Genomic DNA, 14585 nt, shown 5'->3' with positions numbered 1-14585 from the left:
GTTGTCTATACCATGCGCTTAGCTATTGTGGTCTACCTATATGCCTTTCAATCTTTTAGCCTATTGTTTTAGTGCATTCTAACTATGTCTCCACGTTTTCCATCTATCGATAGGACGCTGATCGTAACCTACCTTATGCGCAGCTACCCCATTATATTTAGCAACCTAAATGTGTTGGTCATCGAAGCCATCAATACCACTATGGTAAGTCGAATGAGTGTTGCGCATGCGGCTTCTGCTGTGTTTGCCAATACATTATTAATATATTTAAAAAAATCAACTTAGGCATTTCTACCAGTGTGGCGCTGCTAGTGGCCCGTGCAGATCGTAAGCAAAACCACCAGAAGGTAAAGCAAATTTTAAAACATGGGCTGTTGCTGAATGTATTTTTTGCGCTCGTCTTTATTATGGTGCTGGGCATACTTTCTTTTTATCTCTCCTATGCCAAGCAATCTCAAGAAATCGTTGCCTTAGGACGCCCTTATCTATTGATTATCTCTATTGCACTGATACCCTCTGCCATTAACAATATGATCAAGCGCTATCTAGAAGGGATGTCTTATGGAAAAACTGCATTGCGCCTCAGTTTTTTTACACTAACTACCAATGCCCTATTTAATGTTTTGCTGATTTATGGCCAATGTGGTTTTCCAATGCTTGGATTAAATAGAGCGGCTAGCGCCATTGTGCTTTCAGAAACCCTGACCGCAATAGCAGGGGCTTGTTATGTGTTTTATATATCACCACAAAATCAGCCTATTATGAGCTTCAACTTTGGTCAAATATCGTGGCGGTATTTTAGAAAAATAGTATGGATCAGTTGGCCCGTAGGCATTCAATTTGGCCTAGAGGGTGCTTATCTTCTTTTTATTGCCACTATAGTAGGTTGGATCAGTATAGAAGCACAAGCCGCGCATGCCATCTTATTTAATATTTGCCAATTAATTACCATATTTGCTATTGGGTTAGGGCTTTCTGGTTCAATTTTAGTAACCCAACAACATCATCCACAAAGTGGTTGCCTCGTAAGAAAAGTAGCATTTATGGTATGTTCTATGATTGGAATGGTTTCTATACTAGTTGGGATTATGCTATTTACCATTAGCCCCTATATTATTTCTTTTTATAAACCAGTAGATACCGTACGCACTTTAGTAAGCTTATTAATGATACATGTATCGCTTTTTCAATTATTTTACAGTCTGTGCTATTGGGGCAGTAGTATATTGCGTGGTTTAAACGACAATGCTTTTTTATTGCTATGTAGTATCATCACCCAACTTATAGGGGCAGCCATTTGTTATATTTTAGTTGTACAATACAAATGGAGCATTAGTGGCGTCTGGATTGCTTTAATACTTGAGCGCATACTGCTCAGCCTGTTTTTACTGATCCGATTTGATTATAAAACCAGAATAGCGGGTTAGTATGAAGGATTATAGCTTGATTGCTATCTATTTTTTGATTACTTTCCGGAGTAGAAGTTGTATATTGGGGTTTTATTTTAAGCTATGATAAAAGCATTTGGGGAATATTTACTTTTTTTGCGTGCTATGTTTGGAAACCCTGTTCCATGCCGCATGTTTTTGTCTCGGATCGCCAAAGAATGTATTCAAGTAGGCGTTGATTCTCTTTTTATTGTTTGTATTATTTCCATTTTTATGGGCGGGGCGACCTGTATTCAGCTGGCCTCTCAATTCAAACACCCACTTATGACGAAAGATTTTATAGGGGTTGCAGTACGCAATATGACGGTTTCTGAATTGGCACCAACTGTGATTGGTATTGTTTTTACTGGGAAAATAGGTTCTAGTATGGCCAGCGAGCTGGGTTCTATGCGCATTAGTGAACAGATCGATGCATTAGAGATTATGGGTGTAAATGCCAATAATTATTTGGTTTTACCTAAGATTATTGCCACCGTTTTCATGTATCCATTTTTGGTAATCATTGCGATGTTTCTTTCTATTTATGGCGGGTTTCTTTCTTGCAAATGGCTTACCTCCATTCCCCCTCAAGCCTATATAAATGGCTTAAGAAAGGCCTTTGATGCATATGACATTCATGTATCGCTTTATAAATCATTGGTATATGGCTTTATCATCTCTTCCATTGCTTGTTACAAAGGTTTTTTTACAAGGGGTGGGTCATTAGATGTCGGTAAATCCAGTACAAATGCGGTTACCAATAGTTGTATTGCTATTTTAATAGCAGACTTATTTTTAGTGTATGTTTTGCTCGGTCATCGTATCTAAACTGACCTATCTTTTATGATTGCCTTTGAGAATATTTCTAAATCCTTTAATAATAAAATGGTCCTAGATAGTGTAAGTGGGCTATTTAAAACGGGGCAAATAAGTTTAGTAATCGGTGCAAGTGGAACGGGCAAAAGCCTTTTGGTGAAATGTTTGCTTGGTTTGGTTATGCCAGATAAGGGCTTTTCGCTTTTTGATGGGCGTGATCTAGTCCATGGTGATAAGCTGCTGCAAACCGAAATAAGAAGAAAAGTGGGCATGCTCTTTCAAGGGAGTGCTTTATTTGATTCTAAAAATATAGAAGAAAATGTTCGCTTCCCATTAGATGTACTGACCAATATGAGCACAGCTGAAAAAAAAGATCGTGTACATGAGTGTCTGTTACAGGTTGGTCTACCAGATGTGCAGCACAAAATGCCCAATGAGCTAAGTGGCGGTATGAAAAAGCGGGCTGGCATTGCTAGAGCCATTGTAAACCACCCTAAATACCTCTTTTGTGATGAACCCAACTCAGGGCTAGATCCACAAACTGCACTTAAAATAGATGAATTAATTGCTGAGGTAACCTACACCTACAAAATGACCACAGTAGTGGTTACCCACGATATGAACACTATTTTATCCCTCGGTGATTTTATCTTATTCCTCTACCAGGGTAAAAAGTTATGGGAAGGCAGCTCTAAGGATATTTTACATACCAAACTAGCGGAGCTAGAGGACTTTCTATTTGTTGGAAAGATTAAAGAACTGCTATACAAGAAACAAGATTGATTATCGAATTGGTTTAAATCAGTGGCATCAACTTAATTCAATAGTTTTAACTCTTCACATCATGAAAAAATTACCAATTGGAGTGAGTAACTTTCATAAGTTGGTATCCAACGATTACCTATTTTGCGATAAGACATCCATAATTGCTGAATTCCTTAATAAGGGCGATGAGGTTAGGTTAATCGCCCGTCCTCGTCGTTGGGGTAAGACACTGAATATGTCTATGCTGTACCATTTTTTTGCCTCAGAGGTGAATGGACTCAGTACAGCAGGTTGATTTGATAATTTAGCTATTCGTAAATTAAAGGAAGGTAGATTATCTGAAGACTTATCAAGGTAAATACCCTGTCATTATGATAAGCTTTAAGGATGTCAATTCAAACAGTTTTCAAGGAGCTTACAATAAAATAGGTAAACAGATAGCTTTCCTGTTTAGCTCATTTGAGTATTTATTAAATAGTGAAAAGCTTAATACGGTACAGTTAAAAACATTTGAATCTATTATTGATCAATCTGCCGACCAGGAAGATTTAGAGGATTCACTAAAGCTCCTGAGTCAATGCCTCTACCAACACCATAGTCAAAAAGTCTATATTTTGATAGATGAATATGATACCCCACTAAACAAAGCTTACGGTAATTCAGATTATTTAAATACTAAGGAATAGGCTATAAAGCTTCTCGGTAAATAGATCACCTTTCAACTACCTCGAATGATCAACCATTGTGAGCGGAAAGTGGCGCATATAGCTATTGACTTCTTCCTTTACTGATTTAATTTTAGATTCATTGTCAATATTTTTAAGAACACGATCGATCCATTCTACGGCCAACAGCATATCAGAGGCGACCAACCCTCTAGTCGTTACAGCAGCCGTTCCCAACCGGATACCTGAGGTAACTTGTGGAGTGGTATGGTCAAAAGGGATTAAGTTTTTATTAGTGGTAATCGCAGCCTTTTGTAAGGCGGCTTCCGCTTTTTTACCTGTGATATTTTTACTAGATAAATCCAGTAACAATAGATGGTTATCTGTTCCATCAGATACAATTTTATATCCTTTGTCCATTAATCCTTGTGCCATCGCTTTTGCATTTATTTGCACTTGTATCACATAGGCTTTATAATCGCTGGTCATAGCTTCGAAATATGCCATAGCCTTCGCAGCAATCGTGTGCATAAGCGGCCCACCTTGGGTTCCAGGGAAAACAGCCGCATCCAGTAAAGCAGACATATTTTGGACTACCCCCTTCGCATTGGTTTTGCCAAAAGGATTTTCAAAATCTTTTCCCATAAGTAGCATACCACCTCGAGGCCCTCGTAATGTTTTATGGGTTGTAGTGGTTACAAAATGGCAATAAGGAAAAGGATTGTTGAGTAACCCCTGGCTAATCAGACCTGCAGGATGGGCAATGTCTGCCCATAAAAAGGCACCTACTTCATCTGCAATAGCCCGTAATCGAGCATAATCCCAATCACGGCTATAGGCAGAGGCACCACAAATAATCATAACAGGTTGTATCGCTCTTGCTTTTTGTGCCACTTCCTCCCATTCAATCAAACCCGTCTCTGGGTGTATACCATAAAAAAAAGATTGATACAACTTACTAGAAAAATTTACAGGCGAGCCATGGGTTAAGTGGCCACCATGGGCTAAATTGAACCCCAGAATTTTATCACCAGGTTTCAAAACCGCCATCATCAAAGCTGCATTTGCCTGTGAACCAGAATGGGGTTGCACATTGACCCAATCCACATGGAACAATGCCTTGGCCCGTTCAATAGCTAAAGATTCTATTTCATCCACGACATCACAACCACCATAATAGCGTTTGCCTGGAAGCCCTTCTGCATATTTGTTGGTTAGAATACTTCCGGTTGCAGCAGCAATTTGAGCAGAAACAAAATTTTCAGAAGCAATCAATTCTAACCCCTCTTCTTGACGTATTTTTTCTTTTGCTATCAGTGCAAGAATAACTGAATCTTCTTTGATCATCTCAAAATGTATAATAAAGTGCTTGAAAATGTAATCAGCCTATTGCAGAAACCTCTTTCTAGCATAAGGGTTAATCAACACCTAAAAGGCTTATATGGGCTAGTATTAGGTTATAAATGGTAGCGTTGTTTTGATGCATAGCCGCAAGTTCTAACGGTGTAATCTCTTTTTTATTTTGTATAAACACACCCTTTCCAACACGTTTCAATAGTTGTTTTACAACAGCCACATGCTGACATTGAACCGCATAGTGTAAAGGGGTTTGGCCTAGGTTGTTTTGTAGATTCACATCAATAGAGGCATAACGCAACAAGCCATTCACAGCCTTTAGGTGATTAGTAGCTACTGCATAATGAAGGGGGGTACTCCCTGTACAATCCTGTACATTTACCTCTAATAAAGGGGCATCTAGCAAAGCTTTTAATAACTTACTCTTACTTCTTTTATTTGCAGCTATAAGATGCAAGGGCGTAGCACCGTTGTCTGCTTGTGCATTAACATTAAAACGGCCAGACTTTAATAAAGCTCGAAAGATCGCCACTACATTTTGCCTAATCGCCCAATGCAACTCCGTATATCCCTTTTTATCACGTGTCTCAACCATTTCTTCTTGCTGCAACAACAGTTGAACAATTGGGAAATTCTGCCTTTTAATGGCCATCAATAAAGGACTAGTCCCACTTTCATAAGTAGCACCTGCCTGCAATAACAATTGCACAAGATCTTTTCTATCGTTTCGAACGGCCAGTTGTAATGCATTATACCCTTGATGATTTACAATATCTGGCTTGGCACCAGCTGCTAGCAAAAGCGATACAATCTTTTTATGCCCCCTTCGAATGGCAAGCAATAAAGGCGTATGGCCATTTTTAGCACTTTTTTGATTTAATGAAGCTTGGGCTTCAATAAGGCAGGCTACAATGCTTGCCTGAGCATATTTAGCAGCATAATGCAATGGGCTATATCCTAAAAAATCTTGATTATTAACATTTTTACCATCAGATAATAAAGCAGTAACCTTTTCTAAATCATTCTCTTGAATCGCCCATATAAGCGCTTTATCCACAGCAAATGGCTTGTTGGCTAGCGGAGCTATATTTGCTGCTGTTCTAGCATGGATATATACAACGCCGTTCATAGATAAAATCCACAAAAAGGCAAGTATATTTAAATATCTTTTAGAAAAGTAAAAAAAGAACAAAGGTTGCATATGCACTGAATGACTAAGTAATGAGCTCCCTACACTCCTGCTAAAGGCGATGCCAGAGCCTTTATATTGTGCAAGAAAAGGATGGAATATAAAGATTTGGTTTTTAGGACTACAAAACGCTTCCCATTAAGTAATGGTGCAAATATATACAATAATATTTAGTTAAAAAAATGGCCGCTTTGTTCCTACAGAAAAGCTTATCTAGCAACTGTCAGGATTATAGTATAGCAAGATGCAAAAAAACAGTTATAGGTAACCGAAACCACTCAGTAATGGTTGCCAAGTTATAGTTTTTTTTGTAAGATTAATAGGTACATTCTAAATAAGCAGCTAGGCATGCTCTACTTAATTATTGTAGATAGGTTTCTTTCAACATAGTTACATACTATTTACATTTACTATCTTATCCCTACGGAACCTATATGTTAAATAGAAAAGAACAAAAACGTGTTTCATGTTTCGTACATTATTTTTTGTTTTACACCCTAGTTCTAGCCTGTTTACCATTCATTAGGTGTGGTTGTATACGAGAAAAGTTGATGCCTAAACCCAATTTAATTTTGGCCAACCTACCTAAAAGCATCAAAGAGCAGTACCTCAAACTGGTTCAAATGGCAGATGATGACGGAAAAGAGCGTTTAAAGAAAGTAATTTATAAAATCTCAACGAAAGCGCAACTCAAAAAATCTATAGAAGCATTGTATCAAAATTATATAGATTACAATAAGCTCATTCAGTTGCTGCCGAAACCTGAACGGACCACCTTAAAACAAGCGTTTGATAAATGCCTTGATATAGATGATATAGATAAACAAGTAAATCATCAAAAAGAACTTGTCAATCAACGCTTCAGTGAAATGAAGATGATTAGAGCTACTGATATGCAAACGCAGCAAGACTATATAGATTTACTTGAGGTATTATCAGATCATGAAGCCATTGCATTAAAAAATAATATTATTAATGCTACCAACTCAGATGGGATAAAGCAACTTATTGCATCGAAACTCCCTACTCCATTGAAAGCGTTAGACGATAGTCAAAAAGAAAAAATATCTAAACTTTCAGATGCGAAACGTCAAGAATTCTTTAAAAAAGTTAGTGGCATTTCTATGCGCCCAAAAGAACAAAACGCTTCTGCATCCAGCCTACCAAAACCAAATGATAGTGATGCAACTACATCAGGTACCCAACTAGATATAGATAAATTACTTGAAGAAACCGCCAAAGACGACGAAGCACAACAAAAGAAAAATGAAGCACAACAAGATGAATGGGGGGACCTCTTGCTGCTAGAAGGTGAGCAAAGAAATGAATTTTTACTTTTTATAACACCATTTAACTCAGAAGATCTAAAAGATTTACAAAGCCTTTTCAGTGCAGTAGAGCCTGAGAATCTTAATACGTTGTTATATGCCTGCTTTAACGCATTGGATACAGAAGAACGTATGAAAGTCTTCCAAAATATGATTTATCTTCACAGACGGAATCGAACACTCGCTATTAAGCTGTGCAACACACCTGAATCACTCAGCTACTGGGAACGGGGTATTATCCTGTACCACATAAAGTGGGAAGGAGTACATTTATTTTTTAAGGTTCTGGATTTTCTATCTTGATGATAAAACAGACCAAATAATCTTTTTATTTTAATATTAAATGGAAAAAATTAATAAAAAAGAGCAAGATCTATACAAACGTCACTAAAAAAATAGATAAACCATACTATTTTACTACTGTGAACCTACAAAAATCCCTAAATTTAAGGATAAATTTGTACAAGAAGGCCCCTTAGACATTATATGGCAAGGGCCTATATTTTATTATATAGCAACCATATGTTAAATAGAAAAAAACAGAAAAGCGCTTCATGTTTCCTGCATTATTTTTTATTTTATGCGGTAGCTATAGCCTATTTGCCTTTCACAGGTTGTTTTGGTGTACGCAAAGAGCTTATACCCAAGCGCAATGAATTGGTCCGTAATATCTCTGAAAAGGCTAAAGAGCGTTACCGCAAGCTATTTGACATAGCAGAAAATGATGGTGCACAAAAGAAGCTAGAAGAAGCAATCAATCACATCAAAAACCAAGATGATTTAGAAAAATTTATACACCAAAGGTATGAAAGAACGCAAATGTATAGAGATTTACTTGCAATATTACCAAAAAATGAAGCCATTGCATTAAAAAATAATATAGACCAGGCAGGTAGCCAAGATGAGGTGGACGAGCTTATTGCATTGAAGTTCCCTACCGCATTTAAACAGTTAGATGATTCGAATAAAGAAAAATTCTTTAACCTTGCAGATGACGGACGGAAAAAGGTTCTTAAAAATCTTATGCAGCAAAGTGATACGACAATGTTACCTGCACATCAAAAAACAGGCGCTACCACACCACATGCGCATCAAAAAGCGGATGTTATTACACCGCCTCCTCACGAAAAAACGGATACTACTACACCACCTGCCCATCAAAAAACAGATGCTACCGCACCACCTCCTGATCAAAAACCAAAAGATATAAGCCAGTTAATTAAAGAACAGCAGCAAATACAACAAAAGAAAGGGGATGATACACCACAAGATAGCTGGGGGACTAAATTACCATTAAAAGGTGATGAAAGAAAACGGTTTTTAAACTTGATAAATATATTTTCTCAATCAGACCAAAACTATTTAAAAGAATTGTTTAATCAAACAGGCTTAGGGAGTCTTAAAAATTTCTTCAAGGTTTTCTTTACAGGATTTAGCGAGGATGAACGTATTGGACTATTGGAAACAATGATTATACTTTACAAAGACAATAAAGATCTGGCTCTTACTCTTTGTAACAATCCTAAATCATTGAGTGGATGGAACAAGGGCAGGATAGGTCTACTAATAGGAATCGGGTATAGAACCAGCTTATTAAAGAAACTTGACAAACTTTTAAGTTAATTTAAACCCTAAATGATGAAAAAAATTGCAATTAATGGATTGGGTCGTATTGGTCGATTGGCCTTGCGTAACCTTTTAGCCTATAGCGATCTAGAGGTAGTTGCGCTTAATGACCTAGCAAATAGTGCTACTTTGGCCCATTTGTTGAAATATGATTCCAACTATGGTCCCTTTAAAGGAAGGGTTGCATTTGATGATACCAGCATAACGATAGATAACAAGCGCATCCATGTTTATGCATTGCCTCATCCAGCTGAGCTGCCCTGGAACACGCTAGGTGTGGATATAGTTATAGAGGCTACAGGGCGTTTTTTAGACCAAGAGGGTGCCAGTAACCATTTGACTGCAGGGGCCAAACAGGTTGTGCTTTCTGCACCTGCTAAGGATAGAGCCATTCCTACCGTTGTGCTGGGTATTAATGATGCTATCTTAAAAACAAAACCGGTTATTCTATCGAATGCGTCTTGTACAACCAATTGTTTGGCACCAGTTGCCAAAGTATTAGACGATCATTTTGGTATAGAACAGGGCGTCATCAATACCATTCATGCCTATACAGCTGATCAATCATTGCAAGATGCACCACATAGTGATTTAAGAAGAGCCAGGGCAGCTGGGCTTTCTATTATTCCCACTTCTACAGGTGCTGCCAAAGCAATAGGGCTGGTAATGCCGCATTTAGATGGCAAATTAGATGGTATGGCTATGCGTGTTCCGGTCTCGAATGGTTCAGTAGTTGACTTTACAGTCCTATTAAAACAAGAAACTACCAAGGAAGCTTTAAATCAAGCCATCTGCCAAGCAGCTCAAGGACCGCTTAAAGATATATTGGCCTATACAGAGGAGCCCATTGTTTCTGTAGATGTAATAGGCAGCACCTATTCTTCTATTGTAGATGGAAAGCTAACCTACGTCAATGGTAAATTAGCCAAGGTAATAAGTTGGTACGATAATGAAGGGGGCTATGCCCATCGGCTGGTAGATGTGGTCAGGTTGCTCTAAAGCCAAATGGTTGCTCAGCGGATCAGAAAAACAGCTGTTTTGAAGCCCACATAATGGGCGAGTTCTGTTTTCCCGCTGAACAAGCATTCGTTTTATTCATATCTCGGCATCCCTACCCTGCTGTTGCACCAGCTTTAGCAGCAACCAAAGCCTCATAGTCGCTTTTAGCGTTTACAAGCAAATTTTCATAACGCCGCATACCCGTTCCAGCAGGAATCAAATGGCCTACAATAATATTCTCTTTCAATCCTTTTAACTTATCATACTTGGCGCTAATACCTGCATCACTTAATACCTTAGCCGTTTCTTGGAAAGAAGCCGCCGATAAGAAGCTCTCGGTAGCCAAGGAGATCTGTGTAATACCTTGCAGTTTTGGTTGCGCAACGGCCAACTCTACTGGCCTGGCTTCTACAGGCAGCAATCCTTGCTGCTTAAGTTTGTCATTCTCTTGTAATAATCTACTAGAAGAAACAAATTGCCCCTGTTTAAATAATTTGGAATCTCCAGGTGCGCGCACAATAGACTTATCACGAATCCGATCATTCTCTTCAAAGAATTTAACCTTATCTACAATTTGCCCATGCAACATGGTCGTATCCCCTGGATCGGTTACCTCTACCTTGCGCATCATCTGCTTAATGATGATTTCAATATGTTTATTATTGATTTTCTCACCTTGTAAACGGTAAACGCTTTGTAGCTCATTCATGATGTACTCTTGAGCAACCAATGGTCCCTTTGTAACCAAAAGGTCAGCAGCAGCTACTGCACCATCTGTGATCACCTCTCCTACTTTAACATAATCGTTGTCTTGGACCAAGATGTGCTTAGACAATGGGATCATATATTTGACCTGTATGCCCTCTTTAGATTCAATAAAGATTTCTCTATTGCCTCTTTTAATGCCCCCATAAGTGACCACGCCACTCAACTCACTGATAAAAGCAGTATTGGCAGGTTTTCTGGCCTCAAAAAGCTCCACTACACGAGGCAAACCACCCGTAATATCTCGAGATTGATTAATGATACGCGGCACTCTAGCCAATACTTCTCCTTTATGCACTTTATCACCTACTTCTACGGCCAATTGTGCTTTAACAGGAAGGGTATAGGAGGCAATGGTTACCCCTGCATCATCGCATAAAACCACACTTGGATGTTTCGTCTTATCTCTAGACTCAATCATCACCTTGGCTTTACGGCCTGTTTGTTCATCAAACTCTTCTTGATAGATAACGCCTTCTTCAAGCCCTAAGAAATTAACGATCCCATCTTGGGTGGCCAGTAAGACAACGTTATAAGGATCCCAATGGTAAAGTTCTTGATCGTAACTTACCGTTTGATTGTTTTTTATTTTAAGATGGGAACCATATGGCAAATGGGTACTGGTTAATACTTTTCTTGTATCTACATCCAAAATTTGCAACTCAGCAGATCGGCTCATAACGACTTCTACAGCCTGATTGTTTGAATCTATATAGCTTGTAACCATCAAGTCTTCAAAGTTTATAATACCTGCATACTTTGCTTTGACTTTGGCATCCACTGTAACGTTAGAGGCAATACCCCCCACATGGAAGGTTCTCATGGTAAGCTGTGTACCAGGCTGGCCAATAGACTGGGCGGCAATCACACCAACTGCCTCGCCCACAGATACCATATTACCTGTGGCTAGGTTGCGACCATAACATTTTACACAAACACCTTGAGACAAATCACATGTCAAAACAGAACGTACGAATACTTCTTCTAAGCCAGCCTGCTCTATGCGAGCGGCAATCTGCTCATCAATGCCATTTCCACGCGCAATCAATAAGGTGCCTGTTTGCGGATCCAAAATATCCTCTACAACCACACGCCCGAGAATGCGTTCTGAAATGGATTCAACCACCCTATTTTCAACTTTTACAGCGGTTACACGAATGCCTTTCAGGGTACCACAATCTTCTTCCACAACGGTTAAATCTTGTGCGACGTCTACCAACCTCCTAGTTAGATAACCTGCATCCGCTGTTTTTAAGGCGGTATCAGCCAATCCTTTTCTCGCACCGTGTGTGGCAATAAAATACTCAATCACATTTAATCCCTCCTGGAAGTTAGAAATAATAGGATGCTCAATAATTTCTCCTACTGCACCTTGTGTGCTTTTTTGAGGCCTACCAATCAACCCTTTCATACCACCTAGCTGACGCACCTGCTCACGGGAACCCCTTGCACCAGAAATCATCATCATGTAAACGGAGTTAAAGGCATCTTGGTCTTGCTCCAACTGTTCCATAAGTTGATTGGTAATACGGGTATTGGTTCTGGTCCAAACATCAATAACTTGATTATATCTTTCATTATCCGTTATTAAACCCAACATGTAATTACCCCAAATGGACTCAACTTCTGTAGTAGCTTGTGCAATGAGCTCATGCTTATTGGCTGGTATCTTCACATCATCCAGCCCAATCGTCATGCCTGCATTGAATGCGGTGTTAAAGCCTAACGCTTTAATATTATCTAAAAAGGCTACGGTAACCACTGTACCAAACTGGCTATACATATCGGTTACAATGCGCTGCATGTTTCTTACATTAAGCGTTTCATTGACAAATGCCATACCAGCTGGGCAACATTGGTTGAATACTACCCTCCCAACGGTGGTCTCTATTAAAGTATATTGGACGGCCCCATCTGCATCAACACTAGGCAAACGCAGTTTGATATACGCATGCTTAGAAACCTTTTCATGTGCCAATGCAATCAATACTTCTTCAGGCGCATAAAAAGCCATGCCTTCTCCTGCTACAGCATGGCCTAGCGTACTGCGCCTTCCTTTGGTTAGGTAATGCAATCCCAAAATCATATCACGGGATGGAATGGTAATCGGAATGCCATTGGAAGGATTCAATACATTATAGGATGCCAACATCAGCAACGAAGCCTCAGCAATGGCTTCCTGTCCAAGGGGCACATGAACGGCCATTTGGTCTCCGTCAAAATCGGCATTGAAAGCGGTACAAACCAAAGGATGCAATTGAATGGCTTTGCCTTCAATCAATTTAGGCTGAAAAGCTTGTATACCCAATCGGTGCAGGGTTGGTGCACGGTTCAGCAATACAGGATGGCCTTTTAATACATTCTCTAATACATCCCAAATAACAGGATCCTTTTCTTCTATTAATCTTTTGGCAACTTTTACGGTTTCTGCTACACCACGCTCTATAAGCCTGCGTATGATAAAAGGCATAAATAGCTCCACCGCCATCTCTTTAGGCAACCCGCATTCATGCAAACGCAATTCAGGGCCTACTACGATAACAGATCTGCCGGAATAATCTACGCGCTTACCAAGCAAATTCTGTCTAAATCGGCCTTGCTTACCTTTCAACATATCTGAAAGGGATTTTAAGGGCCGAATGCCTTCTGAAGCAACAAAATTTACCTTACGGGAATTGTCAAATAAAGAATCTACCGCTTCCTGCAACATACGCATTTCATTGCGTACAATGATCTGAGGCGCTTTAATATCTAGTAATCTTTTCAGCCTATTATTCCTAATAATAACCCTTCTATACAGATCATTTAAATCAGAAGTAGCAAATTTACCACCCCCTAAAGAAAAGAGCGGACGCAATTCAGGAGGAATCACAGGCAATATACGCATCACCATCCACTCCGGACGGTTCTCTACTTTTTTATAGACATCCCTAAATCCTTCTACAATTTTTAGCCTTTTGACGATTTCCAAACGACGTTGTTGAGAGGCGTCAGTAAGCAGTTGCTCTCGCAAATCAACTGAAAGCTTTTCTAAGTCAAGCCCTTTTAAAATTGCTTCAATCGCTTCTGAACCAATTAAAGCGATAAATTTATTGGGATCTGAATTACTGAGTAAGGCATTATCTGGCGGCAGCTGATCTAGTATATCGAGGTATTCATCTTCGGATAAAAGATCCATCACCGCTATACCATCTTCTTTTTTAATACCAGGTTGAAGCACTACATAGCGCTCATAGTATACAATCTGTTCGATTTTTTTAGTAGGTAAACCGAGCAAGTAACTAATTTTACTAGGAAGGACTCTAAAGTACCAAATATGGGTTACCGGAACCACCAATTCGATATGGCCAACCCGTTGCCTACGCTGCTTTTTTTCTGTAATCTCAACACCACATCTATCACATACAATCCCCCTATAGCGAATGCCTTTGTACTTACCACAATGGCACTCCCAATCTTTTACAGGGCCAAATATACGCTCACAAAATAACCCTTTGGTTTCAGGTTTGTGGGTTCTATAATTAATGGTTTCTGGTAGCGTCACCTCTCCTGACGAACGAGATAAAATCACCTCTGGAGAGGAAAGACTGGCAATAATACCAGAAAATTGAGTGGATTGTGCCCTATTTCTTTTAAACTTCATATGGTT

At 39.2% G+C, this 14585-nt stretch carries 12 protein-coding genes; 9 read left to right on the top strand and 3 right to left on the bottom strand.

What is annotated here, in order from left to right; translation table 11 throughout:
• Positions 1-84 precede the first annotated feature (84 nt).
• The 6 genes from ACOALF_RS02965 (at position 85) to ACOALF_RS02940 (ending at position 3694) form a co-directional block, all read left to right on the top strand.
• Positions 85-285, top strand: a complete 201-nt coding sequence (locus tag ACOALF_RS02965) for a hypothetical protein (protein ID WP_419241029.1) — start codon at positions 85-87, stop codon at positions 283-285.
• A 14-nt stretch (positions 286-299) separates the two neighbouring features.
• Positions 300-1427, top strand: a complete 1128-nt coding sequence (locus ACOALF_RS02960; RefSeq protein ID WP_419241028.1) for an MATE family efflux transporter — start codon at positions 300-302, stop codon at positions 1425-1427.
• A gap of 84 nt (positions 1428-1511) precedes the next feature.
• Positions 1512-2255 (top strand): MlaE family ABC transporter permease, encoded by a 744-nt coding sequence (locus ACOALF_RS02955; protein ID WP_419241027.1) that lies wholly within the window; start codon positions 1512-1514, stop codon positions 2253-2255.
• A 15-nt stretch (positions 2256-2270) separates the two neighbouring features.
• The gene (locus ACOALF_RS02950; RefSeq protein ID WP_419241026.1) at positions 2271-3026 is read left to right on the top strand and encodes an ABC transporter ATP-binding protein; all 756 of its coding nucleotides are present in this window, start codon (positions 2271-2273) and stop codon (positions 3024-3026) included.
• A 61-nt stretch (positions 3027-3087) separates the two neighbouring features.
• Positions 3088-3303, top strand: a complete 216-nt coding sequence (locus ACOALF_RS02945) for an AAA family ATPase (RefSeq protein WP_419241025.1) — start codon at positions 3088-3090, stop codon at positions 3301-3303.
• A gap of 76 nt (positions 3304-3379) precedes the next feature.
• Positions 3380-3694 (top strand): AAA family ATPase, encoded by a 315-nt coding sequence (locus ACOALF_RS02940; protein WP_419241024.1) that lies wholly within the window; start codon positions 3380-3382, stop codon positions 3692-3694.
• A gap of 36 nt (positions 3695-3730) precedes the next feature.
• Here ACOALF_RS02940 and glyA read toward each other — a convergent pair whose 3' ends face one another.
• Together glyA and ACOALF_RS02930 are read right to left on the bottom strand one after the other, a co-directional pair.
• Positions 3731-5020, bottom strand: coding sequence for a serine hydroxymethyltransferase (gene glyA / locus ACOALF_RS02935; RefSeq protein ID WP_419241023.1), 1290 nt, complete (start codon positions 5018-5020; stop codon positions 3731-3733).
• Positions 5021-5090: 70 nt separating this feature from the next.
• Positions 5091-6158 carry an ankyrin repeat domain-containing protein gene (locus tag ACOALF_RS02930; protein ID WP_419241022.1) on the bottom strand — a complete coding sequence of 356 codons (1068 nt, stop codon included), beginning with the start codon at positions 6156-6158 and terminating at the stop codon, positions 5091-5093.
• A 494-nt stretch (positions 6159-6652) separates the two neighbouring features.
• Between ACOALF_RS02930 and ACOALF_RS02925 the strand changes: the two genes are divergently transcribed.
• The 3 genes from ACOALF_RS02925 (at position 6653) to gap (ending at position 10171) form a co-directional block, all read left to right on the top strand.
• Entirely contained in the window at positions 6653-7849 is a 1197-nt protein-coding gene (locus tag ACOALF_RS02925) for a hypothetical protein (RefSeq protein ID WP_419241021.1), read from the top strand.
• A gap of 183 nt (positions 7850-8032) precedes the next feature.
• Positions 8033-9169, top strand: a complete 1137-nt coding sequence (locus ACOALF_RS02920) for a hypothetical protein (RefSeq protein ID WP_419241020.1) — start codon at positions 8033-8035, stop codon at positions 9167-9169.
• Positions 9170-9184: 15 nt separating this feature from the next.
• Complete coding sequence (gene gap / locus ACOALF_RS02915) at positions 9185-10171, top strand: type I glyceraldehyde-3-phosphate dehydrogenase (RefSeq protein WP_419241019.1); 987 nt, start codon at positions 9185-9187, stop codon at positions 10169-10171.
• 112 nt (positions 10172-10283) lie between these two features.
• On the opposite strand, the gene rpoC is transcribed toward gap, so the two are convergent.
• Positions 10284-14579, bottom strand: coding sequence for a DNA-directed RNA polymerase subunit beta' (gene rpoC, locus ACOALF_RS02910; protein WP_419241018.1), 4296 nt, complete (start codon positions 14577-14579; stop codon positions 10284-10286).
• Positions 14580-14585: the final 6 nt, after the last annotated feature.

Source organism: Cardinium endosymbiont of Nabis limbatus, assembly GCF_965196625.1.
GTDB lineage: Bacteria > Bacteroidota > Bacteroidia > Cytophagales > Amoebophilaceae > Cardinium.
The sequence above is the reverse complement of the archived record's forward strand: the minus strand, read 5'-3'. Positions and strand labels throughout refer to the sequence as shown.

What these genes read in the sequence shown, in the direction of transcription:
- ACOALF_RS02965 (WP_419241029.1), top strand. Translation starts at nt 85, where the DNA reads ATGTCTCCACGTTTTCCATCTATCGATAGGACGCTGATCGTAACCTAC.
- ACOALF_RS02955 (WP_419241027.1), top strand. Translation starts at nt 1,512, where the DNA reads ATGATAAAAGCATTTGGGGAATATTTACTTTTTTTGCGTGCTATGTTT.
- ACOALF_RS02950 (WP_419241026.1), top strand. Translation starts at nt 2,271, where the DNA reads ATGATTGCCTTTGAGAATATTTCTAAATCCTTTAATAATAAAATGGTC.
- ACOALF_RS02945 (WP_419241025.1), top strand. Translation starts at nt 3,088, where the DNA reads ATGAAAAAATTACCAATTGGAGTGAGTAACTTTCATAAGTTGGTATCC.
- ACOALF_RS02940 (WP_419241024.1), top strand. Translation starts at nt 3,380, where the DNA reads ATGATAAGCTTTAAGGATGTCAATTCAAACAGTTTTCAAGGAGCTTAC.
- glyA (WP_419241023.1), bottom strand. Translation starts at nt 5,020, where the DNA reads ATGATCAAAGAAGATTCAGTTATTCTTGCACTGATAGCAAAAGAAAAA.
- ACOALF_RS02930 (WP_419241022.1), bottom strand. Translation starts at nt 6,158, where the DNA reads ATGAACGGCGTTGTATATATCCATGCTAGAACAGCAGCAAATATAGCT.
- ACOALF_RS02925 (WP_419241021.1), top strand. Translation starts at nt 6,653, where the DNA reads ATGTTAAATAGAAAAGAACAAAAACGTGTTTCATGTTTCGTACATTAT.
- ACOALF_RS02920 (WP_419241020.1), top strand. Translation starts at nt 8,033, where the DNA reads ATGGCAAGGGCCTATATTTTATTATATAGCAACCATATGTTAAATAGA.
- gap (WP_419241019.1), top strand. Translation starts at nt 9,185, where the DNA reads ATGAAAAAAATTGCAATTAATGGATTGGGTCGTATTGGTCGATTGGCC.
- rpoC (WP_419241018.1), bottom strand. Translation starts at nt 14,579, where the DNA reads ATGAAGTTTAAAAGAAATAGGGCACAATCCACTCAATTTTCTGGTATT.